Genomic DNA, 23679 nt, shown 5'->3' on the forward strand with positions numbered 1-23679 from the left:
GGCGATCCGCCCCTGCAGATGCGCGATCAAGCGGCGAGGAATTCGTTCCACTTGCGGACCATGTACTGATTTTCCTCCATGACGGAGTTCCAGCACGCGACAGCGCCCATGCGGTCCTCGAAGGAGCCGCCATCGCGGGTCTCGCCCGCACCGGCCAGCTTGTCTCCGAAGGGCGAGGTGATGTCGCCTGTCGCCTCTTTGCCCTCGAACCAGTAGCCCCATTCGTTTTCGGACATGAATTCCTTGGAGGTTTCCGGCACGGCCGAATAATAGCCCTGACGCATCAGGAAGCCGCCGACCCAGCCCGAAAGATACCAGTTGATGTATTCATAGGCTGCGTCCAGTTCCATCCCTGAAAGCGAGGTCGACAGGCCGATGCCGCCGCCCCAGCTGCGATAGCCTTCCTTGAGGGGTTGGTAGACGCAAGGAATGCCGCGCGAGCGTACGGCGGTGATGGCGGGTGACCACATTGACTGGATCACCACCTCACCCGAGGCCATCAGGTTCACGCTTTCATCGAAGGTTTTCCAGAAGGCGCGGAACTGGCCGTTCTGTTTGGCCGCAGTGAAGATCGCGAAGGTCTTGTCGATCTCCTCGCGGGTCATGTTGCCCTTGTCGCCATACTGGATCTCGCCCATCGCTTCGCAGACCATGGCCATGTCCATGATGCCGATCGAAGAAATGTCGAGGATCGAGGCCTTGCCCTTGAATTCCGGGTTCAGAAGCTCTGCCCAGCTTTCGATCGGACGGCCGATCAGGTCAGGGCGGATGCCCAGCGTGTCGGCATTGTAGATCGTGGGGATCAGCGTCATCCATCCGCTTTCATTGTCCACGAATTCCTTGCCTGCCGGGCCCTCGACAAAACCCACCGTGTGGGGCGCCGTACCTTGTGCAATCGTGCTGTCCGGTGTCAGCTTGCCATTGCGGAAGATGCCGACGATCTTGTCGTAATTCGCGATCCGGCTGGCATCCATTGCCTGAAGATTGCCTGTGGGCCAGACCTTCTTGCAGACGAAATACTCGATATCGGCAATGTCGAAACTGTCGGGCTGGGTGGCGGCGCGCTGTGTCACGCTGTCGGTGTCCAGCGCGGTCATTTCCAGCGTGATGCCAAGGTCTTCCTTCACCTTGGTCGCCACTTCGTTGAGGTTGGACACGCCGGTGCCGAACTGGCGCAGGGTGATATTCTTGGTTTCCTGACCCCAGACCATCGGGGCGGGCAGCGCTGAGGCTGCCACGGCGGCGGCACCGGATTTCAGCAAAGACCGGCGGCTGTAACGAACTTTGGAGATGGTTGTCATGTAAAGTCCTCTCTGTTGGAGCGTTTTTCGTTGTGGTGATCAGGACGCCAGCGGATGTGCCGCGATGTCGTCCCAACCCAACCCGATGACCTCGCCCGGGGCCTTGGGTGTCTCAAAGAACTGTGCTTCGGGAATAAGCGCCGTCACATCCTGGCTACCCGCGATCTGGGCGGTCAGCGCGACATGGGTGCCCTGGTACTCCACACCGGTGATGCGCCCGTCGACCCGGCCGGCCTTTGCAGGCATGACGATCATCTGGTCGGATCTGAGCGCGACCTTGCCCTGCGGCAGGTCCAGCACGTTATGCCCGCCCATGAAACGCGCCACGAAGGCCGTTTTGGGGGCGTTGAACACGTCGCGCGCAGGTCCGGCCTGCTCAATCCGGGCGTCGTTCATCACGATGATCTCGTCGGCCAGCGCCAGCGCCTCGTCCTGCCCATGGGTGACATGGATGAAGCTGATGCCAAGCTCGCGTTGCAGCCGCTTGAGCTCTGCCCGCATGCGGATGCGCAGGAACGGGTCGAGCGCCGAAAGCGGTTCGTCCAGCAGCAAAACCTGTGGCCGCGTGATCAGCGCGCGGGCCAGCGCCACCCGCTGTTGCTGCCCGCCGGAAAGCTGATCGGGCTTTCGGTCGGCCAGTGCCGTCATCTCGACCAGTTCGAGCATCTCATCCGCGCGCCGGTCGCGTGTTACCTTGTCCGTCCCGGCCATGCGCAGGCTGAAGCCCACATTGTCGCGCACGCTGAGATGGGGAAACAGCGCGTAGCTTTGGAACATCATCGCCGTTCCGCGCTTGGCCGGTGGCAGGTGCGAGACGTCTTTCCCGCCCAGCAGGATCGACCCGTCGCTGACAGTTTCATGGCCTGCGATCATCCGCAGGGTCGAGGATTTTCCGCATCCCGAAGGGCCAAGGAGGCAGGCATAGACGCCCGCCTTGAAATGATGCGCGATGGCATCGACGGCCACGGTCCCTGAATAGCGCTTGGTCAGGGCGACCAACTCAAGATCTGCGTTCTTCGTCATGCGGCGCTCGCTTTTGTTGTCGTTGCAAACAAGGCGCGAACTCCGGGGCGGGAACAAAACACAAATCGGTTTGCGCCCGTGCCAGACCGCTGTCTGCCTGAAAAACAGGCAGGTTGGTGCTTGGGTGACTTTGAATTGTTCACAATATTGTATGCAATTTTGGATACGACACGGTTTTGCGGTGCAGTCCCTTGCCGCGGATTCGCGCAGCGTCCATCTGGGGGAGAGGAGGCCGCATGACACAGTTCCCCGATACGCCCGATTTCATCCAACCCACCGTGACCGGCCCCACTGCCGGGCTTGTGGCCTCTCTGAGCCGTGCCATCCACGAACACCGCCTGCTTCCCGGCACCAAGTTGGGCGAGGATGAGCTGAGCGAGATCTACAAAGTGTCGCGCACCGTGGTCAGATCGGCCCTTCAGGCGCTGTCACATGTGCAACTGGTCGAGCATCGGCGCAATCGCGGCGCCTTCGTGTCTCAGCCCACGATGCGCGAGGCCCGGGAGGTCTTTGAGGCGCGATCCCTGCTGGAGCCGGGCTCTGCCCGTTCGGCGGCAGAGCGCATGACCCCGGAGGCGCTGGCCCGTCTGGACGAACATATCGAAGCCGAACACGCCGCGATGGCCGCGGGCGAGGCGGGCCGGGCGCTGCGCCTTTCCGGGCAGTTCCATATCGAGATTTCGCGGATCGCCGATCAGACCATCATTGCCGGCATCATCGAACGGCTGGTCGCGCGGTCGTCGCTGATCATAGCGCTTTACTGGAAACGTCAGAGCGCGCTTTGCGAGGAGCACGCGCATCACGCACTGGTCGAGGCCTTCCGCCGGGGGGACGGGCAGCAGGCGCAGGCTTTGATGGCCCGTCACCTGGCAGATATCGTGGCGGCGCTGGATCTGAGCGATACGCCTCAGCCCAGTGTCAACCTCAAGGACATTCTATCGCCCTGACCCCGCAACATTAGGCAAGAGCGGCCTTTCACGCACAGCGGATCCCCGGTGACGCGGGATCACGATCGCGTTGGGTGACTTCTCAAACCGCGATGCGATGGGGCAAGCTGCGGGGATGATACGTCTTGCTCTTGTCCTGCTGTTGTTGCCAAGGCTCCTTTGGGCCGACCCGTCTGTCTGGCGCCAGGAATGGCCGGATACGGATTTCTCGCAAAGCGCCGTTCCGGACTGGGCAGAGATCATGTCGGGTGGCCCGCCCAAGGACAGTATCCCCGCCATCGACGCGCCGCTCTTCATCCCCGTAGCAGAAGAAACCCGCATCGAGGACGAAGAGCCCGTCATCACGGTTGAGCTCGGCGGCCAGACCCCGCGCGCGTATCCGGTCCGCTACCTGATGTGGCATGAGATCGTGAATGATACCGTGGGAGGCGTGCCGGTCGCAGTCACCTTTTGCCCCTTGTGCAATTCCGGCATAACCTTTGATCGGCGCGTGGCCGGGCGGGTGCTGAGCTTTGGCGTATCGGGCAAACTGCGCAATTCAGACATGGTGATGTATGACCGCGAAACGCAAAGCTGGTGGCAGCAGGCTATTGGCGAGGCCGTCGTGGGTGACCTGACCGGCACACAGCTGCGACAGGTGCCGACATGGATGGAAAGCTGGGCAGAGTATCGCACCCGCAACCCCGGGGCGCTGGTGATGGCAGAGCCGCCGCATAACCGCGCCTATGGGACGAACCCCTACCGGAATTATGACAGCTCTCGTCGGCCGTTCCTGTATAATGGCGAGATGCCCCCGCACGGGATAGCGCCTTTGGCGCGGGTCGTGCGGGTGGGGTCGCGCGCCTGGCCACTGGATCGTCTGGCCGAGATGCAGGAAATCAGCGAAACGGGGCTGGTGCTGACATGGCGGGCAGGGCAGGCCTCTGCGCTGGACACCGGCCAGATTGCAGCCGGGCGCGATGTTGGCAGCGTACGGGTGCTGGACGAGGGCGGCGAGAATGTTGCGCATGATGTCATGTTCGCCTTTGCCTTTCATGCCTTCTGGCCGGATGGCGAATGGATGCTGGGGCGCTGACGTCACCGTGCTTCAGGCGGCCAGAGCGGATGGCAGGCGGCGCGCAATCGGCGCCAGAGCCGACAGGTGCAGCCATGTCCCGCCAAGGGGCAGGGCGCGCGCCCCGGTCCCAAGCTTGAACCGCGCCAGACCCGCCGCGTCCTGCGTGTTGATCGTGCCCAGATCCAGCGAGCGGTGCCCACGCTCTGCCAGCCAGCACATGGCGCGCCACATCAGCAGGTTATGCGCGTTGAGCGCACGTGCGTCGGGCTTGGCGTGGCCCAAGTGATACGTTGCCATCTGCCCGTGCCGTAAGAACAGCATCGCGGCCACCGGCCTGCCATCCAATCGCGCACAGAATAGTCGCGCATCGCCGGGATTGGCGCGGGCATAGGCTACGGTGAAGGCGCGTGGCAGCCCGCCATAGCGCCGGCGGCGCCTTTGATCCTCTTCCGCGGCCAGCAGCCAATGTGCAGGATCGCCGTTGAAGACCGTTGCCTGCACAGTCAGCTTGCCCGCCTCCGCGCGGCTCAGACGATTGCGCCATTTCTGGGAAAGGCCGACGCGCATAGCCCCGCGCTCTGCAAGCGGCAGGACCGCCACGCTGGCACCGGACATGAGAGGCCAGAACCCGGCCTTCTGCAGCCCGCCCGGCGCGATTGGTCCGGCGTTCAGCAAAAATGGGCGCGCCGGTTCAGCGCGCAGCCAATTGCGCAACCAGTCGGCTGTCAGGGATGGTGCATCCTCTGCCCAGACGGGCCCGCGCGAGATCATCCTGACCTCGCCAAGCGCGCGCAGTTTGCGGGTCTGTATCTGGCACCATCCCGTGTTGCGCCCGAGTGTCATGCTCTGAACCGACGCGCCCATCATCCCTAGCGCGCGCGCATATTGCGGCGATTGTTGCAGGGGCAGGGGCAGCGTTTCGGGAAAACCGGGTGTCATTGCCGCAGTTAACGGCATGGAAACCTAAATCGAGGTTAATGCGTGCATGGCCATAAAGACTGTAAGGGGCGTCGCCGCGCCGCGCCCAAGACCAACCCGCGCTGCGGCGCTCTTGCTGGCTATGGTCCTGTCGATCCCGGCGGCGATCTGCGCCGTGCTAGAATTTTTTTAGGGGCCAGAGGCAGGCATGCGCCACTGATCGGCGCACACCTTGTGTATACTGGCTTGGCGTCAGCCTGCGACGCGCACCAGCGCATGGCGCTTGCGCCCGGCCGAGAGCTTGACCGGAGAGGACAGCGCGGCCCGGTCCAGCATCAGCCCGGCATCCGTCAGCGGCGCATCGTCGATCCGCGCGCCATTCTCTGCGATCAGGCGCTTGGCCTCCTTGCCGGATTTCGCAAGGCCAGCCCGGACGATAAGCTGCACGATAGAAATGCCATCTGCGACTTCCTCGGACGAAAGCTCCAGCGTGGGCAGATCATCTCCGACGCCGCCTTTTTCGAAGACCTCGCGCGCGGTCGCTTCCGCCGCCGCAGCAGCATCGGCGCCGTGGCAAAGCGTTGTGACCTCGTTGGCCAGAATAATCTTGGCCTCGTTGATCTCTGCCCCGGCGAGCGCGCCAAGCCGGTTGCATTCGTCCAGCGGCATCTCTGTATAAAGCTTCAGGAACCGGCCCACATCGGCATCGGTGGAATTGCGCCAGAACTGCCAGAACTCGTAGGGCGCCAGCATGTCCGCGTTCAACCACATGGCACCGCCCTGGCTCTTGCCCATCTTGCGCCCGTCCGACGTGGTCAGCAGGGGCGATGTCAGGCCAAAGATCTCTTGATCCAGCACGCGGCGTGTCAGGTCGATCCCGTTGATGATGTTGCCCCACTGATCCGACCCGCCCATCTGCAGGACGCAGCCGTAGCGGCGGTTCAGCTCCAGGAAGTCATAGGCCTGAAGGATCATGTAGTTGAATTCGAGGAATGACAGCGACTGTTCGCGATCGAGCCGTGATTTCACGGATTCGAAGGCGAGCATCCGGTTGACGCTGAAATGCTTGCCGATATCGCGCAGGAAATCGAGGTAGTTGAGCCCGTCCAGCCATTCGGCATTGTTGAGCATCAAGGCATCGCTCTTGCCGTCACCATAGGTGAGGTACTTGGCAAAAACCTGCTTCATCCCGTCGATATTCGCATCGATCTGCTCTGGCCCCAGAAGCGGGCGTTCGTCCGACCGGAAGGACGGGTCGCCCACTTTCGTGGTCCCACCGCCCATCAGCGTGATCGGTCTGTGGCCGGTCTTTTGAAGCCAGCGCAGCATCATGATGTTCAGAAGATGCCCGACATGCAGCGACTGCGCGGTCGCATCATAGCCGATATAAGCGGTCACCACCCCCGACATCAGCGCCTCGTCAAGGCCCTGATAATCGGTGCAGTCGGCAAGGTAGCCGCGCGTCATCATGACGTGCATGAAGTCCGATTTGGGGTGGTAGGTCATGGTTTGTCCAATTCTTGCCAGAGTTTCCGGTGGCTTCGTGTATCCCACCGTCGGGCCGGGCTTCAAGGCGCAAAGAAAAGGCCCGGGGACTGCCCGGGCCTTTCGTCAATTATGCTGGATCCCTGTCGGAGAGATCAGGCCTTGCTGCGCTTGCGGCGTATCAGGGCGATGCCACCCAGACCGGTCAGCAGGAGGGGAAGCCCTGCGGGCACCGGAACGGGCGCAACATTGGTGGAGAAGTCTGCGCTGACGAGCGACTGGTTGGTGTCGCTGTCAAGGAAGGTCAGCTTGTAGCCGCCGGTCGCGGAACCGAGGTTGTCAAGGAAGCTTTGGCCCTGCGCTGCTGCTCTGCTGGTGACGGAAAAGGCACCGGAGGACAGGTCGTAGCTGTTGCCCGACGACTCTTCGACGATTTCCCACAGCGCCAGCTGGAAGCCCGCGTTGCGCGTGTTGTCGCTGCCAAGCGAGGCGTAGTGGCTGGTGAACAGGCGGTCGATGTCCTTGACAGCCGTGTCGCTGAACCAGCCATCCGCAAGGGTCGTCACCTTGTAGGCAACGCCGTCCGCGATGTGGTGGGCGAGGTCAAGACAATAGGCCAAGAAGCTTTCGCCTGCGGTGGTTTCCATCTTGAACTGTGCCGCCAGAACGCTCATGCGTCCCTGCGAGGAAGCGTCAATTCTTGTGTAGGCATTTGCGCCCACAGAATAGTCTGCCGTAACTGTCGAAGCAGACGCACCGGTTGCCAGGACGCCTGTCAGCACACAAGCGGAAGCCGCCAAGGCAAAAGATCTTCTGAACTTGTTAGTTTTCATTTCAATTTTCTCACTTGTTACCAATCGCACCATTCGCGAGTTTTTCCGCTAGTGTCTTGCGGGTTAAGACCGTCGCGATACGCTCACGTAGATACATTTAACCTACCTCGCTCTTATAGGGGGAAATCCCTTAAAACTTTAGCTTTCCGCTGCGTCAGAACGGGCTCACGGGCCGACTGTGGCCGATTTGCAGAGTTTGCGTCCGTAAAGTTACCTATGTATTCGCGCCATGCGTGTGTTGGCGGCGTAAATGCTCGTGAGGTTTCTTTGGAATCGCCGGGCTTGGCGGCGGAAAATAAGGACGAATCATGTGTCGGGACTTGCATAACTGCGGTCTTCGTTTCAGATCGAACCAGGATGTGGGATCGGACAGAGGCGGCGACAGGATGAAGAAAAGCGGCAGCATCATGGCTTTGGGGGCCATGTCCGGAACCTCTTTGGATGGCGTCGATGCGGCCATGCTTCTGACCGACGGTGTCGAGATCCAGAGCTTTGGCACCACCGATTACCGGCCCTATTCGGCAGAGGAAGTCACCGCTTTGCGGGCGGCGCTTGGAAAGTGGCCGGAGGACGATCTGGGACAGGCGCCAGAGGTGACACATTCAGCCCATCTGGATCTTCTGTCACGTTTTGAGGGGGCAGAGGTGGTTGGGTTTCACGGCCAGACGCTCGCGCATGATCCGCAGGGGCGGGGCACCCATCAGATGGGCGACGGGGCGTCGCTGTCACGGTCGCTGGGCGTGCCGGTCGTGTGGGATTTTCGCAGCAAGGATGTGGCATCGGGCGGCGAAGGCGCGCCGCTTGCGCCGTTTTTTCACTTCGCCTGCGCGCGGTGGATCGGGGCGGATGCGCCGATGTGCTTTCTCAACCTCGGAGGGGTCGGCAATCTGACATGGATCGACCCGACGAAATCCGCGCCCGAGGAAGAGGGCGCCTTGCTCGCCTTCGATACCGGGCCCGCGAACGCGCCTCTCAATGATCTCATGATGCGGCGCCGGGGGCTTAATTGTGATCGGGACGGGGCCTTGGCAGCCTCTGGCAAAGTGTCTGAACGGGCCTTGGGGGCATTTCTCAAAAACGCATTCTTTGCCAAACGCCCGCCAAAATCTCTCGACAGGGACGACTTTAACGAAGCGCTGAGCCTGACAGAGACGCTGGAGGATGCCGACGCGGCGGCGACGCTGACGGCGATGTCGGCCGCGGCGGTCAAGCAGGGCATGTCATTCTGCCCAAGCCCGCCGGACCGCGTGCTTGTGACAGGGGGTGGGCGGCTAAACCCCGTCATGATGCAGATGTTGCAGGAGATGCTGGGATGCCCCGTCATGCCTGTTGAAACGGTCGGGCTGGACGGAGATATGCTTGAGGCGCAGGCCTTTGCCTACCTGGCCGTCCGTGTCCTGCGGGGTCTGCCGACCTCTGCCCCTTCGACGACAGGGGTCGGCGTGCCCGTGGTCGGCGGCACGGTCAGCATGCCCTGATCAAGGGATATCATCGCTTGACGCGCCCTTGCGTGCCGTCGCGATTCGCCTGATTGCCCTTGTGCCTGCCGGTTGATCCCGAAAGGTCATCTTTTTGTTCTTTACGAGCGTCAAGGTATAGTAAGAATGTCACCATCAAGCGGTTTGTTGCATGAAGGCCGCAAGACAGGCTAAACCGGTGTTAGACTCTTGATCGAGGATGCGGTAGAGAACCCTCGTTAGCGCTAACGTGCGCGATGCGTAGACCCGCAATCGCGTCCTATAATCGGAGCCCGAGACCAGATGGTATCCCGCGTCATCCCTGTTGAGCCATTCGATCTTGTCATATTCGGCGGCACCGGCGACCTGGCCCGCCGCAAGATCTTGCCCGGCCTGTTCCGCAGATTCTGCGCAGGCCAGATGCCCGACGAGGCCCGCATCATCGGCGCGGCCCGTTCCGATATCGACGATGATGGCTATCGCAAGATGGTCGCCGAGGCGATCACCGAATTCGGCAATGGCTTTACCTGCGAAGCCAAGACCCTGGACGCGTTTCTTGAACGCATCGGCTATGTCGCTGTGGACGCGACCGGCACCGGAGGCTGGGACGAGCTGACCAGTCGCATCCGCGATGGCGTTGTGCATGCCTTCTATTTCTCGGTCGGGCCGTCGTTGTTTGGTGACATCGCGGAGCGGCTGCATTCCCACGGTCTGGCCAGGGAAGACGCGCGCATCGTCGTGGAAAAACCCTTTGGCCGCGACCTGCAATCGGCCCGCGCGCTGAATGCCACGCTGGCAGAGCATTTCCGCGAAGATCAGATTTACCGGATCGATCACTATCTGGGCAAGGAAACGGTCCAGAACCTGATGGCTGTGCGCTTTGGCAACGTGCTGTTCGAACCGCTGTGGAACGCGCAATACGTGGACCACATCCAGATCACCGTGGCCGAAACCGTCGGTGTTGGCGGGCGCGGGGGGTATTACGACAAATCCGGCGCCATGCGGGACATGGTGCAAAACCACCTGATGCAGCTTTTGTGCCTCATCGCGATGGAGCCGCCCTCGAAGTTTGAACCGGACGAGGTGCGCGACGAAAAGCTCAAGGTGATCCGCGCGCTGGAACCGGTGGACCCGCATCATATCGTGCGCGGGCAATATGCGGCAGGCGGCGACGAGGCCAGCTACCGCGAACATGCCGAAGATCCGCGTTCGACGACGGAAAGCTTTATTGCGCTGAAGGCCCATATCTCTAACTGGCGATGGGCGGGAACGCCCTTCTACCTGCGCACCGGCAAGCGGCTGAAGGCCCGGACCTCTGAGATCGCGGTTGTGTTCAAGGACGCGCCCCATTCGATTTTCGGCGTAGATGCCGGCCGGCACCGCAATGTGCTGGCGATCCGGTTGCAACCGAATGAAGGCATGACGCTGGACGTCACCATCAAGGAGCCGGGCCCGGGCGGCATGCGCCTGATCGATGTGCCGCTGGACATGAGCTTTGCCGACGCGCTTGGTGAAGAGGCGGAAGAGGTGACAGATGCCTATGAACGCCTCATCATGGATGTGATCCGTGGCAACCAGACGCTGTTCATGCGCGGCGACGAGGTCGAGGCCGCCTGGGCCTGGACCGATCCGCTGATCGAAGGCTGGCAGAACCGTGGTGACGTGCCCAAACCTTATGACCCCGGCACATCCGGCCCCGACGATTCGATGATGCTGATGCATCGCGACGGGCGCCGCTGGAGGGAGCTGAAAAAGTGAAGCTGATCGAATATCCGGACCGCGAAATGCTGGCGATCGACCTGGCGGACAAGCTGGCGTCGGAACTGCGCGCCGCGCTGGAAAGCCACGACCGCGTCACCCTGGCTGTGCCGGGTGGAACCTCGCCCGGCCCGGTCTTTGACGCGCTGTGCGGCGTCCGGCTGGATTGGGGCCGCGTCGACGTGATGCTGACCGATGAACGCTGGGTGCCAGAGGTTCACGAACGCTCCAACACCCGGTTGCTGCGCGAGCGCCTTCTGACCGGACACGCGTCAGAGGCGCGCCTCGTGCCGCTTTACGCCGAATCCCGCGCGCCAGAGGATGTTCTGGTCGAGATCGAGCATGACATCGTGCCGCGCCTGCCGCTGAACATCGTTCTGCTTGGCATGGGCGCGGATATGCACACGGCCTCGATCTTTCCGGGTGCGGACCTTCTGGAAGAGGCGCTGGCACCGGATGCGCCGGTTCTGCTGCCGATGCGCGCGCCCGGCGCGCCGGAGCCGCGCATCACGATCACCGCGCATGTGCTCAACGGCGCGCTGGCCAAACATCTGCTGATATTCGGGACCGAAAAGCGCGAAGCGCTGGAAAGGGCCCGTCACCTTTCACCGTCCGAGGCCCCGATTGCGGCCGTGCTTGACGGGATGACAGTTCACTGGGCGGAGTAGACTTCGATGACTTGGGACGATCTGAAAGACGCGGCCGAAGCGGTCCGCACCCGGCACATGCTGACCCTGTTCGAGGACGACACCCGCGCGGACGGGTTCAGCCTGGATGCGCTGGGGATGCGGTTCGACTATTCCAAGACCAATATTGATGCCGCCGCACGGGCCATGCTGATCGAGATCGCGCGTGAAGCGCGGGTCGAGGCCAAGCGTGACGAAATGTTCGCCGGTGCCAAGATCAACGACACCGAGGGCCGCGCCGTGCTGCACACCGCGCTGCGCAATCTTGACGGTGACCCGGTCATTGTTGACGGGGCCGACGTGATGCCCGGCGTGCTGGACGGGCTGGACAAGACAGTGGCCTTTGCCGAGGCGGTCCGCGACGGCAGCTTTACGGGGCAGGGCGGCAAGATCACGGATGTGGTCAATATCGGCATCGGCGGGTCTGACCTTGGCCCCGCAATGGCGACACTGGCGCTGGCACCTTATCATGACGGGCCGCGCTGCCACTTCGTCTCGAACGTTGATGGCGCGCATATCGCCGACACGCTGCGCGGGCTGGACCCGACCACGACGCTGGTGATCGTGGCCTCAAAGACATTCACCACGATCGAGACGATGACCAACGCGCGCACCGCCAAAGCGTGGATGTCCGAGAAAGTCACGGACCCGGCGGCGCAATTTGCGGCCGTCTCCACCTCGCTTGAGAAAACCGGCGATTTCGGCATCGCGTCGGAACGTGTCTTTGGCTTCGAGGATTGGGTCGGCGGGCGCTATTCGATGTGGGGGCCGATCGGTCTTGCGCTGATGATTGCAATTGGTGGCGACGCTTTCCGCGCCTTCCTGCGGGGCGCGCAGGCGATGGATACGCATTTCCGGGCAACCAAGCTGGAAGAGAATATGCCGGTGCTGCTCGCGCTGGTGGGGATCTGGCACAATCAGGGCTGCGGCTATGCCACCCGCGCCGTGTTGCCCTATGATCAGCGGCTGTCGCGGCTGCCCGCCTATCTGCAACAGCTGGAGATGGAGAGCAACGGCAAGCGTGTCGCGATGGATGGCTTTACGCTCGATGTCGATTCCGGCCCCGTTGTCTGGGGCGAACCCGGCACGAACGGCCAGCACGCCTTCTACCAGTTGATCCATCAGGGCACGCGGGTAATCCCGTGTGAATTCATGGTCGCCGCCGAAGGGCACGAGCCGGAGCTTGCGCATCACCATACGCTGCTGATTGCCAACTGCCTTGCCCAGTCAGAGGCGCTTCTGCGCGGTCGTTCGCTGGACGAAGCACGCAAGATGATGGCGGACAAGGGATTTACCGGCGACGAGCTGGAGCGTCAGGCCCGCCACCGCGTCTTCCCCGGCAACCGCCCCTCAACCACGCTTGTCTACCCGCAGTTGACGCCAGAAATGCTGGGCCAGATCGTGGCGCTGTACGAACATCGGGTGTTCGTCGAAGGCGTGATCCTTGGCATCAACTCGTTTGACCAATGGGGCGTGGAACTGGGCAAGGAACTGGCCACGTCGCTTGGTCCGGTTGTCGCGGGCGAGACCGGCGCAGAGGGCAAGGATGCCTCCACCCGGACGCTCGTGGAATTTGTTCTCAGACATCGCGGCTGACCGGATCGGCAGACAGCCAGATCATCGTCAACGTTAAAGAAGGGGCACGCTGATGCCCCTTTTTCTTTATTTGCGCTTTATTTTCACGGCTCTATTGGGGGGATGATGACGGTCGAATGCCGACAGACCGGACTCAAACCTACCCAATTGAATAGCGTGCATACCCTGAATGCAGGATGGCTATCCGGTTGCGGAGGTCAAAATATCAAGGGGGAAAGAATAATAAAGAATAACCTTTGATCCAAAATATAGCTGGATGGGTATTACCCATATGTACGCCAGTAGATGAACGAGTGGGGATGGATATGAAGAATTCACAGGAAACCTGGATTTTCGATGTGCTGTACGATCTTGTGAAAGCGTCGATGAAAAGCGGAAATTATACGCTTTGCGAAGATCTGGCATCCATCGCGCGGGCCTATGACAGGCGAATTCATCGGGTCAGCAAGCTGGATGAAATCACCATGAATGTCCAACAATTGGCACAATTTACGTCGGCCGTGAATGCGGATGTCGCACCAAAGTTTGTAATGTCGGACTGAATAGGATGTCAATTAACGTGTTAGATAAAACCTCTAACAAGTTAAAATATAGAAAGGGCCCTGCCGTAATGGCGGGGCCCTTCTGATCTCAGCAAAGGGTCCGGACCTATTTCAGGATCGAACGGCCTGCAAATTCGGCGGTCTCGCCCAGCATTTCCTCGATACGGATCAGCTGGTTGTATTTCGCCAGACGGTCAGAGCGTGACAGCGAGCCGGTCTTGATCTGGCCGCAATTGGTTGCCACGGCGAGGTCCGCGATGGTTGCGTCTTCGGTCTCGCCCGAACGGTGGCTCATCACGTTGGTGAACCCTGCGCGGTGAGCCATTTCGACGGCTTTCAGCGTTTCTGTCAGCGTGCCGATCTGGTTGACCTTGACCAGCATGGAGTTGGCGCAGCCTTGCTCGATGCCCATGGCAAGACGGGCGGGGTTGGTCACGAACAAGTCGTCGCCAACCAATTGAACCTTGTCGCCCAGAACTTCTGTCAGGGCGCGCCAGCCGTCCCAGTCATCTTCGGCCATGCCGTCCTCGATCGAGATGATCGGGTAGTCGTTGACCAGCGCCTGAAGGTAGGCGACATTCTCGTCCGAGCTGAGAACCGCGTTCTCGCCCTTCATGTGATAGGCGCCGTCCTTGAAATACTCGGTCGCCGCACAATCCAGCGCGAGGTACATATCCTCGCCCGCCTTGTACCCGGCTTTTTCGATGGCTTTGAGAATGAAATCAAGCGCATCACGGGTGGAGTTTAGACCGGGCGCAAAGCCGCCTTCGTCGCCGATACCGGTGTTGTGGCCTGCGGCAGACAGTTCTTTTTTCAGGGTGTGGAAGACCTCCGATCCCATGCGCACCGCTTCGCGGATATTGCTGGCCGAAACCGGCATGATCATGAATTCCTGAATGTCGATCGGGTTGTCGGCATGTTCGCCGCCATTGATGATGTTCATCATCGGGACGGGCAGGACGCGGGCCGATGTGCCGCCGATATAGCGGTAAAGCGGCTGGCCAGAGAAATCCGCCGCGGCATGGGCTGCGGCAAGGCTGACGCCCAGAATGGCGTTGGCGCCAAGGCGGCCCTTGTTGTCGGTGCCGTCCAACTCGATCATGGCGGTGTCGATGGCAACCTGCTCGGTTGCATCAATGCCCACCAGCGCTTCGGCGATCTCGCCGTTCACGGCGGCCACGGCTTCCAGCACACCCTTGCCCATATAACGGCTCTTGTCGCCGTCGCGCCGTTCCACGGCCTCGTGCACACCGGTCGAAGCGCCCGAAGGCACAGCGGCGCGGCCAAGCGTGCCGTCCTCAAGGGTGACGTCGACCTCGACGGTGGGATTGCCCCGGCTGTCCAGGATTTCGCGGGCGTGAATGTCGATGATGGTGCTCATTGGGGCGTCCTCGGCCTGAATTGAACTCGAAGCAGTCATAACATTTGGGTGAGGAAAGTAAACTGCCCCCGTTAGCGCTAACCTGATCCTGATTTCGGGGGCGCCCCAAAGCGGGGGCAGGCTTAGTGCATCTGCGAGGTGATGCGCGCCTCTATCAGCGCTTCGCGGGCGAGTTTGCGTTCGCGGATAAACGAATACAGGCCCGTGGCGATGATGATCGCAGCCCCCGTAAGGGTCAGCGTGTCAGGCCGGTCCCCGAAGACGAGGATGCCCACCCCCATGGTAAAGACGAGCCGCGTATAGCGGAAAGGCGCCACGATAGAGGCCGGGGCCAGTCGCATCGCTGCCGTGACCGCATAATAGCCCGAAGTCGTGACCACCACCGCCCCGGCAACTTGCAGCGCCGCCATGCCATCGGCCATGGGTGCGTCGCCACGGATCAGCAAAAGGGCGGCCCCCACCGGGATGGTTGCCGCGAACCCCCAGGTCGACAGCGAGACAGAGCTGATTTCGGACGGCATCATCCGGGTGACGAGGTCGCGCATGGCCAGACCGACCACGCCCATCACCACGAAAAGCGAGGCGGGCACGAAGCCGTCGAAACCCGGGCGTACCACCAGCAACATGCCGAAGACGCCGACGATGATGGCCGCCCAGCGACGCCAGCCGACCGGTTCTTTCAGGATAAGCGCAGCACCTATCGTCACCACCAGCGGCGTTGCCTGCATGATGACCGCAACCAGAGACAGCGGCACGAGGGCGACGCCCAGCACCATGCCAAGGCCGCCGACCATCTCCATCGCATTGCGGACCAGAACCAGTGGCGTCAGCGCGGAGGGGTGGAAAATGGCGGCTCTTTTAAGGCGTGCCACGACCAGAAAGACCAATGTCCCCCCGATGCTGAGCATCAGCATGACCTGGCCCACGGGGATTCGCGCCGAGGACAGCTTGATGAACATGTCGGTCATCGCAAGCAGGGCCATGCCCAGGATCATCAGCAGGATCGCGCGCAATATCATGAAACGGCCTTTGTCGGTCAGAGGGCAGGGCAGTCAATGCCTCGCCCTAGACCAGCGCAGCCGGAATGGCCAGTGCGCCGGGCGCACAACCTGACCTGCGTCAGGGCACAGGGCTCAGCCGCGTTTGCGCGGCGTGATCGGCACGCCGTAAAGCTCCATCCGGTGGCCCTTCAGGCGATAGCCAAGCTTTTCGGCGATCTTTTCCTGCAGCGCCTCGATATCCGGGTCGACGAATTCGATCACTTCGCCGGATTGCATGTCGATCAGGTGGTCGTGGTGGTCGCGTTCCGCATCCTCGTATCGCGCGCGGCCATCGCCAAATTCCAGCCGCTCCAGAATGCCTGCCTCTTCAAACAGCTTGACCGTCCGGTAAACGGTCGCGATCGAAATGGCCGCGTCACGCGCACTGGCCCGCGCATAAAGCTCTTCCACATCCGGGTGGTCGGTGGCCTCTTCCAGCACCTGCGCGATTGTCCGGCGCTGGTCGGTCATGCGCAGGCCATTGGCCTCGCAGCGTGCGATGATCGTGTCGGTCATCAGAACTTCCCCGGTTTCGTGGCCTCGACGTTTAACGAATACCCATGCTGGGGGCCAAGCCTAAATTTCCGCCCCCATGCGACTTCCTGCCGGATGACATTGGGACGTGGCCCCCAGGGCACGACATGGCCGGGCCTCGCGCGGCGGTCCCACGCCGGGTTGACTTTGCGGGGCCGTGCCCTCATATGCCTGCTAACGGTACTCCCTGCCGCGTGAGCAGGACGGGCCGCGCCCAATGTGGCGCCCCTGATCGGAGTGCCGGGAATGCTTCCACGATCACGCATGGGGCAGCGGAGTTGAAGGGCAGGCGGGCAATCGGCTCGGCCGCCGGTTTTATCTCCGACCACCATGAGGGTGCCTCTGCGTGCCCGACCACGGCTGCGCATGTCGCGTGGCCAGAGAAGGATTTTCCTTGACGACTTTTGAATCCATGGGCCTTCCGGCCCAGTTGCTGAAACGACTTGCTGACCTTGGGCTGGAAACACCCACCCCCATTCAGGAAAAAGCCATCCCCGAGGCGCTGAGCGGCCGCGACGTGATGGGCCTTGCCCAGACCGGCACCGGCAAGACCGCAGCTTTTGGCCTGCCGCTTGTCACCGCGATGCTGGCAGAGCCGGGCAAGCCTGCGCCCAAGACCGTGCGCGGCCTTGTACTGGCCCCGACCCGCGAGCTGGTCAACCAGATCGCGGCCACTTTGAAAGGCCTGACCGATGGCACACCGATCAAGGTGAACATCGTTGTGGGCGGCGCCTCGATCAATGCCCAGATCAACCGTCTGGCGCGCGGCACTGACCTTTTGGTTGCCACGCCGGGCCGCCTGATCGACCTGCTGGACCGTCGTGCCCTGGATCTGTCCAAGGCACGCTTTCTGGTGTTGGACGAAGCTGACCAGATGCTCGACATGGGCTTCATCCATGCGCTGCGCCGGATCACGCCGCACCTGTCCAAGGACCGCCAGTCCATGCTGTTCTCGGCCACCATGCCCAAGCAGATGGAAGAGCTTTCCGCAGGTTACCTGACCAACCCGGTCAAGGTGCAGGTTTCGCCTCCGGGCAAGGCTGCAGACAAGATCGACCAATGCATCCACTTTGTCGCCAAGGCGGAAAAGCCCGCGTTCCTTGTCGAACAGCTTGATGCCCACCGCGACGAACTGGCGCTGGTCTTCACTCGCACCAAGCACGGCGCTGACCGTCTGCTCAAGACGCTGGACAAGGCGGGTTATTCCGCGGCGGCCATTCACGGCAACAAGAGCCAGGGCCAGCGTGATCGCGCATTGCAGGCGTTCCGCGATGGCAAGATCAAGGTTCTGGTGGCGACGGATGTCGCGGCCCGTGGTCTGGACATCCCTGCCGTACGTCATGTCTATAACTTCGACCTGCCGAACGTGCCTGACAACTATGTGCACCGCATCGGACGCACGGCGCGCGCCGGGGCATCCGGCAAGGCTGTCGCCTTCTGCGCGCCTGACGAGATGGGCGAATTGAAGGCCATCCAGAAGGTGATGAAAGTCACCATTCCGGTGGCGTCCGGTCGCCCATGGGAACCTATTCCCGGTGCAGAGAAGGCCAAGCCGAAATCCGGTCAGCGTCGTCGTCGGTCCGGCGGTGGCGGTGGTGCCGGTGGCAATGGCGGCAACCGCGCCAAAAGCGGCAATGGCGGCGGACGCCAGCGCCGTCGCGCTGCCTGATAAATCTGGGGGCATCGCCGGTATATCTCCGGCGGTGCCCTCAACATTTTGCTGCCCGGGATCTGTTTGGGGACGTTTTGGCAAACCTTCGGTTTGCAGGGTCTCAGGGTTCAAGCCCCACCAGACGCAGATCGCGGCAGGTACAGCGGTCAGACGGCCCGGGTGCGGCTGTCGCGCGCGCCTTGTTTTACATTTCGCGCCAGAGCCAACAGCCACCCGGTAAGAAACGCCAGTTCATCCAAAAATACGGTTCAGGCCACTCGCGGCCGCAGACGCAGCTCTGCCGAACGGGCGTGACCCTCCATCCCCTCCATCCGACTGATCCGCGCGGTTCGAAGCGCCAATTCGTGCGAGGCGGCCGCGTCACAGCGTTGCCACGTCACGGTCTTGGTGAACTTGTGCACGGACAGACCGCCCGTATAGCGCGCGGCGCCACTGGTTGGCAGAACATGGTTCGGACCCGACGTCTTGTCCCCGAAAGCCACGGTCGTTTCCGCTCCCAGAAACAGCGAGCCATAGGCGGATAAACGCCCCAGCCACCACTCCAGATCCCCGGCCTGCACCTGAAGATGTTCGGGTGCGTAGCGGTCTGAAACCTCTGCGGCCTCTTCCCGGCTGTCGCACAGGATCACCTCGGCGCGTTCATTCCACGCAATCCGCGCGGCAGAGGCGTTTGGCTCTGGCAAGCTGTCGATCAGGGATGAGACGCGGGCCAGAACGGCCTTGGCCAATGGCTCGTCGGTGGCGACCAGCCAGACCGGGCTGTCAGTGCCATGCTCGGCTTGGCTCACAAGGTCCCATGCCACGGTTTCAGCAGAGGCGGTGTGATCCGCAATGATCAGCGAATCCGTCGGCCCCGCAAACATGTCGATGCCCACCTCGCCAAACAGCATCCGCTTGGCCTCTGCCACATAGCTGTTGCCGGGGCCGACAAGGATATCGGCTGGTTTGCCACCGAAAAGCCCCTTGGACATGGCGGCAATCCCCTGCACACCGCCGAGGTTCAGGATCAGGTCCGCGCCACACAGATCCATCGCAAACACGATTGGATCCGGTATCCCGATATTGGGCCGCGTGGGCGACACGGCGGTGATATGCGGCACGCCTGCGACCTTGGCGGTCGTGATCGTCATCAGGGCGCTTGCGATGTGGCTGTAACGCCCCCCCGGCACATAGCATCCGGCGCTGGAAACGGGGATCTGTTTCTGCCCCGCGATCAGGCCGGGGATCACCTCGACCTCGCATTCGCCCATGGTTGCCTTCTGCGCCTCTGCAAAGCGCTGAATATTGGCCTGCGCAAAACGGATGTCATCTTTCAGGCTCTCGGGCACACGGTCGCAGGCAGCCTCGCGGGCCGCGTCCGACAGCACGATCTCTCCGGTCCAGCCGTCCAGCTTTTCGGCATAGTCGCGCACGGCCGCCTCGCCACCGCTTTCGATATTGGCCAGCATAATGGCGACGATATCCCGGATATCCTTGTTTTCGACAGCGGGCCGGGGGGGCGCGGTTTTCAAATAGGTGATGGCCATGGGGTCAACTCGTTCTCGTCAGGGAATGGTCGTGGATTGCATCTGCCAGCACATCGATCGTGTCGATGATCGGCACCGGGGCAGTGAGGGTGGGGGAGAGCAGCGAAAATTCCGAACATGCGACAAAGAGCATTGCCGCGCCGTTGCCCGCCAGTTCATCCGCAGCCTCTGACAGGATGCGTTGCGCGTCTGGCGTGACACCGTTGGCCTTGATATCGCGGATCGCGACGAGCATCCAGTCGGTATCCTGTGGCCAGAGCGCGTGCAGGCCCGCGCGGTCAAGATAGGGATCAAACACCCCGGTGCGCAGAACGGCGGGCGAGGCGAGGATTCCGATGCCAGCGCCCTTGCTGACGCGTTGCGCCGCGCGGGCCACCGACAGCTCCACCATGTTCAGCAGCGGGATATCTACGGCGGCCTGGATCTGTGGCGCGTAGTGATGCGCGGTGTTGCAGGGCATGCCAAGCGCGGTGGCCCCGGCAGCCTCCAGCCGTTTGGCCATTTCGGCCATGACGGGCGAAGGGTCCGGGCCTGTACCTTCGATCAGATGCGCGATGCGAGAGGGCACCTGCGGGTTCATGTCGATGAGAAGCGGCAGGTGGTCCGCATCATCCGCAGCACAAACCGTCGCCATTACGCGCTGTTGCAGCAGGATGGTCGCCTCTGGCCCCATGCCGCCCAAAATGCCGGTGACATTGCGGCTCATGCCGCCACCTCGCTGACGGATTCGCAGATCAGCTCGCCAATCAGCGCGCAATCCGCTTCGGAGAAGCTGAGAGGCAGGCGCATGTCGAACAGCGTGCCCATGATGCGGTCGGTCTGCGGCAGGTCCTGCGCCGCCACGTAGCGCCATGAATGGTGGGACGAGGTGAACCCCTTCGGCTCTTGCGCGCCGAACCATTTCAGCTCCACCCCGCGGGTCGCGGCGGCGTCGAGCGTCGCGCGGCATTGATCGGCAGTAAAATCCGGCAGCCGGAACTGGATGGAAGAGCCGACATGCTGCTCTGCCTCGGGCAGCGCGATCGTGGCGATGCGGTTATGGCCTTTCAGGGCACGTTCGACGACCTCGTAACGCGCATTCCAGCGGGTGATATTGCTGTCGAGGGCGCCAAGCTGCGGGCGCAGGATGGCGGCGCGCAACGCGTCCATCCGGGCCGAGCAATTGGGCATCTCGTAGCGCGCGGCGTCAAAATCTTCGGGCGCAGGCCCGGCACCGTGCCGCCCGTACAGCATGTAGCTGCCCGAAAGGATCGTCGCCCGCGCCGCCAACTGTGGATCATTGGTGGTCAGGAACCCGCCTTCGCCGGAATTCATGTGCTTGTAGGTCTGGGTGGAAAAACACGCAACTTTCCCGAAGTTTCCAGACCGCGTGCCGTGCCAGCGCGCACCCATCGTATGGGCGCAATCCTCGATCACGGTGACCTGTGCTGCGTCACAGATCTGCATCAGCCTGTTCATGTCGCACAGATGGCCACGCATATGGGAGAGCAGCAGAAACCGCGCGCCGGAGGCTTTGACTCTGGTGGTCAGATCGTCCAGATCGAGCCGCAAGTTTTCGTCGATCTCCACCAGAACGGCCTTGCCACCCACGGCGTTGATGGCCCCGGGGACCGGCGCCAATGTAAAGCCATTGGTCAGGATCGCGTCGCCGGGTTCAACCCCGCAGGCCCGCAATGCGATCTGGATCGCCTGACCACCGGAGGTGAGCGCAAGGCAATAGTCACTGCCTTGCCAATCGCGGTATTCCGCCTCCAGCAGCGCAACCTCACCCGCCTCGCCGGGGGTGAGGTTGTAGCGATGCAAACGGCCCGACTGCAGGACGGCAACAGCGGCGTCTATTGCCTCTGCGGGGATCGGCTCTTGCTGGGTGAACGAACCGGAAAACCTGCGTGCCACGGCTGCGCCCTTTCCTAGATGGTGACCCAGCGGTCGGAATTGTCGAAGGCGAAATCATACCCGCCAAGTGCCGCGGCACCGCCCGTGTGCAGAAAGACGATCCGTTCATCCTTGAATGCGCCCTTGCGCGCCAGATCGATCAGACCGGCCGCGCCCTTGGCGGAATAGCAGGGATCCAGAAGTATGCCTTCCAGCTCTGCGAACATGCGGATCGCCTCGATCCCGCTTTCGGTGGGCAGGCCGTAGCCGTCGCCGACATAATCGGTATTTGCCACGACATCCTCGCGTTTCACCACACCGGCGCAGCCCAGTTTCTCGGCCGTCTTGCAGGCAAGGTCATAGACCATCTGTTCCTGTTTGGGCTGCGGTGCGCGTGTGCCGATGCCAAGGATGGGGATCTGCGCGTTCATGGCGCACATGCCGGTCACCAGCCCCGCCTGCGTGCCCGAAGACCCGGTAGCATGCACGACACGGTCAATCCGCATCCCGGAATTGTTAACCTGCGCAAGCAGTTCAAAGGCGCAGTTCACGTAGCCCAAAGCGCCGGTCGGGTTGGACCCGCCCCCGGGGATGACATAGACATTGCGCCCCTCGGCGCGCTTCTTTTCGGCCGCGCGTTCCATTTCGCCGGGCATGTCGTGGCCATTGGCGAATTTCTGGGTCGTGGCGCCGTGCAGATGGTCCAGCAGGACATTGCCGTTGGAGTTGTAATTGGCATCGTTATAGCCGGTGCGATCCTCAAGAAGGATGTGGCAGTCCAGCCCAAGCTTGGCAGCATAGGCGGCGGTCTGGCGGCCGTGATTGGTTTGGGTCGCGCCCTGTGTCATGACCATGTCGGCGCCCTGTTCGATCGCCTCGGCCATCAGGAATTCCAGCTTGCGGGTCTTGTTGCCCCCCGTCGACATGCCGGTGCAATCGTCCCGTTTTATCCAGACTTCAACGCCAAGCTCCTTGGACAGGCGTTTCATAGGCTCCAGCGGGGTGGGCAGATGTGCGAGGTGAACGCGCGGAAAGCGGGACAGGTGCATGGGTGGATCCTTGTGGTTGTGAGTGGGAGTGGGAGGGCATTTCCTTGCCGGAAAGCTGCGCCCGCTGCCGCGAGGGCGTGATGCCGAATTCGGCCGTATAGAGTTTTGCAAAACCCGATGGGCTTCCAAAGCCGCATGCGACAGAGATCTCTGCAATCGGCAATATTGTCTTTTCGATCAGCGTCCTGGCCCGGCGCAGGCGAAGCCCCCTGTAGAAGGCTGCCGGGGTTTGACCAAGGCAGGATTTGAATTTGCGTTCAAGCTGCCGGATCGACAGCCCGGCACATTTGGCAAGCTCTGCCAGTCGCAGCGGCTCTTCAATGTGATCTTCCATCGCCAGGATCACCGTCTCGATCCTGGCCAGGCGCAGGGCGTCGACATCGTTTTCGCTGCGCGGCTGCTGGGATTGGCCATCGCGGATACGCTCCATCAGCATGACGTTGCCAACGGCCTGTGCGAGCCGGGCAGAGCGCGGCGCGACGATCAGGCTGAGGATGACATCGGCTGTCGACAACATACCCGCCGCTGTGGTGATGCGACCGGTCCGCGTGAACAAGGGGCGCGTGCCGCCCTGTCCACAGGTCGCGATGGTCCGGACCTGCTGATCTTCCCAATGGGTGGTGATCTTGTCAACCTCGGGATGGAGCCGCTGCCATTGCGTGGCCGCGTCCGATAGCAGGATGATGTCCTGCCCCATACGTTCAAACCCGCGTAGCCTTGTGCGGATCTTCTCAAACCGCGCTGCAATACCTGCGCCGCCCAGCACCACAAGATGATCGGGCAAGGCAGCATCCCGGCGTGGCGGCGCCTGCGCGCGCACAAACATGCCGCCGATGCCTTCGACCTCCCCGGTCTGTGCGGTTGTGCAAAGCCGGATGTCAAAGCCGATCCCCTGACCAAGCCTGCCCGCGATGCGCAGCACGTCCTGCACCAGCGCAAGTTCAGTGGGCACAAAGCCCGGTTCGACAAGAATGCTGACCTGAACCGGCGTCATGCTGG

Annotated in this window: 21 protein-coding genes; 8 read left to right on the plus strand and 13 right to left on the minus strand. The window is 62.1% G+C overall.

The features are described from left to right. Window positions 1-26 precede the first annotated feature (26 nt). Both EDD52_RS10645 and EDD52_RS10650 read right to left on the minus strand, forming a co-directional pair. Entirely contained in the window at window positions 27-1292 is a 1266-nt protein-coding gene (locus EDD52_RS10645) for an ABC transporter substrate-binding protein (protein WP_132244902.1), read from the minus strand. A gap of 48 nt (window positions 1293-1340) precedes the next feature. Further along, window positions 1341-2324 (minus strand): ABC transporter ATP-binding protein, encoded by a 984-nt coding sequence (locus EDD52_RS10650; protein ID WP_132244706.1) that lies wholly within the window; start codon window positions 2322-2324, stop codon window positions 1341-1343. 236 nt (window positions 2325-2560) lie between these two features. Between EDD52_RS10650 and EDD52_RS10655 the strand changes: the two genes are divergently transcribed. Next, window positions 2561-3271 (plus strand): GntR family transcriptional regulator, encoded by a 711-nt coding sequence (locus EDD52_RS10655; RefSeq protein WP_132244708.1) that lies wholly within the window; start codon window positions 2561-2563, stop codon window positions 3269-3271. Between the two features lie 115 nt (window positions 3272-3386). Then, complete coding sequence (locus EDD52_RS10660; protein ID WP_132244905.1) at window positions 3387-4346, plus strand: DUF3179 domain-containing protein; 960 nt, start codon at window positions 3387-3389, stop codon at window positions 4344-4346. Between the two features lie 12 nt (window positions 4347-4358). On the opposite strand, the gene EDD52_RS10665 is transcribed toward EDD52_RS10660, so the two are convergent. The 3 genes from EDD52_RS10665 to EDD52_RS10675 all read right to left on the minus strand — a co-directional run bounded on the left by EDD52_RS10665 (window position 4359) and on the right by EDD52_RS10675 (window position 7405). Next, window positions 4359-5267 (minus strand): GNAT family N-acetyltransferase, encoded by a 909-nt coding sequence (locus EDD52_RS10665; protein WP_243651897.1) that lies wholly within the window; start codon window positions 5265-5267, stop codon window positions 4359-4361. A gap of 231 nt (window positions 5268-5498) precedes the next feature. After that, entirely contained in the window at window positions 5499-6752 is a 1254-nt protein-coding gene (gene tyrS, locus EDD52_RS10670; protein ID WP_132244710.1) for a tyrosine--tRNA ligase, read from the minus strand. Window positions 6753-6886: 134 nt separating this feature from the next. Beyond that, window positions 6887-7405 (minus strand): VPLPA-CTERM sorting domain-containing protein, encoded by a 519-nt coding sequence (locus EDD52_RS10675; protein WP_132244712.1) that lies wholly within the window; start codon window positions 7403-7405, stop codon window positions 6887-6889. 545 nt (window positions 7406-7950) lie between these two features. Here EDD52_RS10675 and EDD52_RS10680 point away from each other — a divergent pair. The 5 genes from EDD52_RS10680 (at window position 7951) to EDD52_RS10700 (ending at window position 13603) form a co-directional block, all read left to right on the plus strand. Next, window positions 7951-9042: an anhydro-N-acetylmuramic acid kinase gene (locus EDD52_RS10680; RefSeq protein WP_132244714.1), complete on the plus strand. Its 1092-nt coding sequence runs from the start codon at window positions 7951-7953 to the stop codon at window positions 9040-9042. 282 nt (window positions 9043-9324) lie between these two features. Further along, window positions 9325-10779 (plus strand): glucose-6-phosphate dehydrogenase, encoded by a 1455-nt coding sequence (gene zwf, locus EDD52_RS10685; RefSeq protein WP_132244717.1) that lies wholly within the window; start codon window positions 9325-9327, stop codon window positions 10777-10779. Beyond that, complete coding sequence (pgl, locus tag EDD52_RS10690; RefSeq protein ID WP_165907514.1) at window positions 10776-11447, plus strand: 6-phosphogluconolactonase; 672 nt, start codon at window positions 10776-10778, stop codon at window positions 11445-11447. Before zwf ends, pgl begins: the two co-directional genes overlap by 4 nt. Before the next feature lie 6 nt (window positions 11448-11453). Further along, the gene (gene pgi, locus EDD52_RS10695; RefSeq protein ID WP_132244719.1) at window positions 11454-13061 is read left to right on the plus strand and encodes a glucose-6-phosphate isomerase; all 1608 of its coding nucleotides are present in this window, start codon (window positions 11454-11456) and stop codon (window positions 13059-13061) included. Between the two features lie 299 nt (window positions 13062-13360). Then, window positions 13361-13603 (plus strand): hypothetical protein, encoded by a 243-nt coding sequence (locus tag EDD52_RS10700; protein ID WP_132244721.1) that lies wholly within the window; start codon window positions 13361-13363, stop codon window positions 13601-13603. Window positions 13604-13709: 106 nt separating this feature from the next. Here the strand turns inward: EDD52_RS10700 and eno are convergent, their stop codons facing one another. The 3 genes from eno to EDD52_RS10715 all read right to left on the minus strand — a co-directional run bounded on the left by eno (window position 13710) and on the right by EDD52_RS10715 (window position 16540). Beyond that, entirely contained in the window at window positions 13710-14984 is a 1275-nt protein-coding gene (gene eno / locus EDD52_RS10705) for a phosphopyruvate hydratase (RefSeq protein ID WP_132244723.1), read from the minus strand. A 122-nt stretch (window positions 14985-15106) separates the two neighbouring features. Continuing rightward, window positions 15107-16003 carry a DMT family transporter gene (locus tag EDD52_RS10710; RefSeq protein WP_132244725.1) on the minus strand — a complete coding sequence of 299 codons (897 nt, stop codon included), beginning with the start codon at window positions 16001-16003 and terminating at the stop codon, window positions 15107-15109. Between the two features lie 114 nt (window positions 16004-16117). Then, complete coding sequence (locus EDD52_RS10715; protein WP_132244727.1) at window positions 16118-16540, minus strand: Fur family transcriptional regulator; 423 nt, start codon at window positions 16538-16540, stop codon at window positions 16118-16120. Window positions 16541-16952: 412 nt separating this feature from the next. Here EDD52_RS10715 and EDD52_RS10720 point away from each other — a divergent pair, with 412 nt between their 5' ends. Then, window positions 16953-18227, plus strand: coding sequence for a DEAD/DEAH box helicase (locus EDD52_RS10720; protein ID WP_424449911.1), 1275 nt, complete (start codon window positions 16953-16955; stop codon window positions 18225-18227). A gap of 251 nt (window positions 18228-18478) precedes the next feature. Here EDD52_RS10720 and hisD read toward each other — a convergent pair whose 3' ends face one another. From hisD to EDD52_RS10745, 5 genes are read right to left on the minus strand one after another with little or no spacing between them, the layout of a single operon-like run. Then, complete coding sequence (hisD, locus tag EDD52_RS10725; RefSeq protein ID WP_132244729.1) at window positions 18479-19756, minus strand: histidinol dehydrogenase; 1278 nt, start codon at window positions 19754-19756, stop codon at window positions 18479-18481. A 4-nt stretch (window positions 19757-19760) separates the two neighbouring features. Further along, a complete protein-coding gene (gene cuyB, locus EDD52_RS10730; protein WP_132244731.1) occupies window positions 19761-20462 on the minus strand; it encodes a cysteate racemase in 702 nt (233 codons plus the stop codon). Further along, the gene (locus EDD52_RS10735; RefSeq protein WP_132244733.1) at window positions 20459-21652 is read right to left on the minus strand and encodes a DegT/DnrJ/EryC1/StrS family aminotransferase; all 1194 of its coding nucleotides are present in this window, start codon (window positions 21650-21652) and stop codon (window positions 20459-20461) included. Before EDD52_RS10735 ends, cuyB begins: the two co-directional genes overlap by 4 nt. A gap of 14 nt (window positions 21653-21666) precedes the next feature. Beyond that, window positions 21667-22680, minus strand: a complete 1014-nt coding sequence (cuyA, locus tag EDD52_RS10740) for a D-cysteate sulfo-lyase (RefSeq protein WP_132244735.1) — start codon at window positions 22678-22680, stop codon at window positions 21667-21669. Continuing rightward, on the minus strand, window positions 22589-23674 hold the full coding sequence (locus EDD52_RS10745; protein ID WP_165907515.1) for a GlxA family transcriptional regulator: 1086 nt from the start codon (window positions 23672-23674) through the stop codon (window positions 22589-22591). Before EDD52_RS10745 ends, cuyA begins: the two co-directional genes overlap by 92 nt. Window positions 23675-23679: the final 5 nt, after the last annotated feature.

It is taken from the genome of Primorskyibacter sedentarius (assembly GCF_004342065.1).
In the GTDB taxonomy this organism is placed as follows: Bacteria; Pseudomonadota; Alphaproteobacteria; order Rhodobacterales; family Rhodobacteraceae; genus Primorskyibacter; species Primorskyibacter sedentarius.

Bases quoted from the DNA above. Each gene is read 5' to 3' on its own strand.
- EDD52_RS10715 (WP_132244727.1), bottom strand. From the start codon at position 16,540: ATGACCGACACGATCATCGCACGCTGCGAGGCCAATGGCCTGCGCATG.
- EDD52_RS10700 (WP_132244721.1), top strand. From the start codon at position 13,361: ATGGATATGAAGAATTCACAGGAAACCTGGATTTTCGATGTGCTGTAC.
- EDD52_RS10710 (WP_132244725.1), bottom strand. From the start codon at position 16,003: ATGATATTGCGCGCGATCCTGCTGATGATCCTGGGCATGGCCCTGCTT.
- EDD52_RS10745 (WP_165907515.1), bottom strand. From the start codon at position 23,674: ATGACGCCGGTTCAGGTCAGCATTCTTGTCGAACCGGGCTTTGTGCCC.
- eno (WP_132244723.1), bottom strand. From the start codon at position 14,984: ATGAGCACCATCATCGACATTCACGCCCGCGAAATCCTGGACAGCCGG.
- EDD52_RS10650 (WP_132244706.1), bottom strand. From the start codon at position 2,324: ATGACGAAGAACGCAGATCTTGAGTTGGTCGCCCTGACCAAGCGCTAT.
- pgi (WP_132244719.1), top strand. From the start codon at position 11,454: ATGACTTGGGACGATCTGAAAGACGCGGCCGAAGCGGTCCGCACCCGG.
- cuyB (WP_132244731.1), bottom strand. From the start codon at position 20,462: ATGAGCCGCAATGTCACCGGCATTTTGGGCGGCATGGGGCCAGAGGCG.
- zwf (WP_132244717.1), top strand. From the start codon at position 9,325: ATGGTATCCCGCGTCATCCCTGTTGAGCCATTCGATCTTGTCATATTC.
- tyrS (WP_132244710.1), bottom strand. From the start codon at position 6,752: ATGACCTACCACCCCAAATCGGACTTCATGCACGTCATGATGACGCGC.
- hisD (WP_132244729.1), bottom strand. From the start codon at position 19,756: ATGGCCATCACCTATTTGAAAACCGCGCCCCCCCGGCCCGCTGTCGAA.
- EDD52_RS10675 (WP_132244712.1), bottom strand. From the start codon at position 7,405: ATGAGCGTTCTGGCGGCACAGTTCAAGATGGAAACCACCGCAGGCGAA.
- EDD52_RS10655 (WP_132244708.1), top strand. From the start codon at position 2,561: ATGACACAGTTCCCCGATACGCCCGATTTCATCCAACCCACCGTGACC.
- EDD52_RS10665 (WP_243651897.1), bottom strand. From the start codon at position 5,267: ATGACACCCGGTTTTCCCGAAACGCTGCCCCTGCCCCTGCAACAATCG.
- EDD52_RS10660 (WP_132244905.1), top strand. From the start codon at position 3,387: ATGATACGTCTTGCTCTTGTCCTGCTGTTGTTGCCAAGGCTCCTTTGG.
- EDD52_RS10680 (WP_132244714.1), top strand. From the start codon at position 7,951: ATGAAGAAAAGCGGCAGCATCATGGCTTTGGGGGCCATGTCCGGAACC.
- cuyA (WP_132244735.1), bottom strand. From the start codon at position 22,680: ATGCACCTGTCCCGCTTTCCGCGCGTTCACCTCGCACATCTGCCCACC.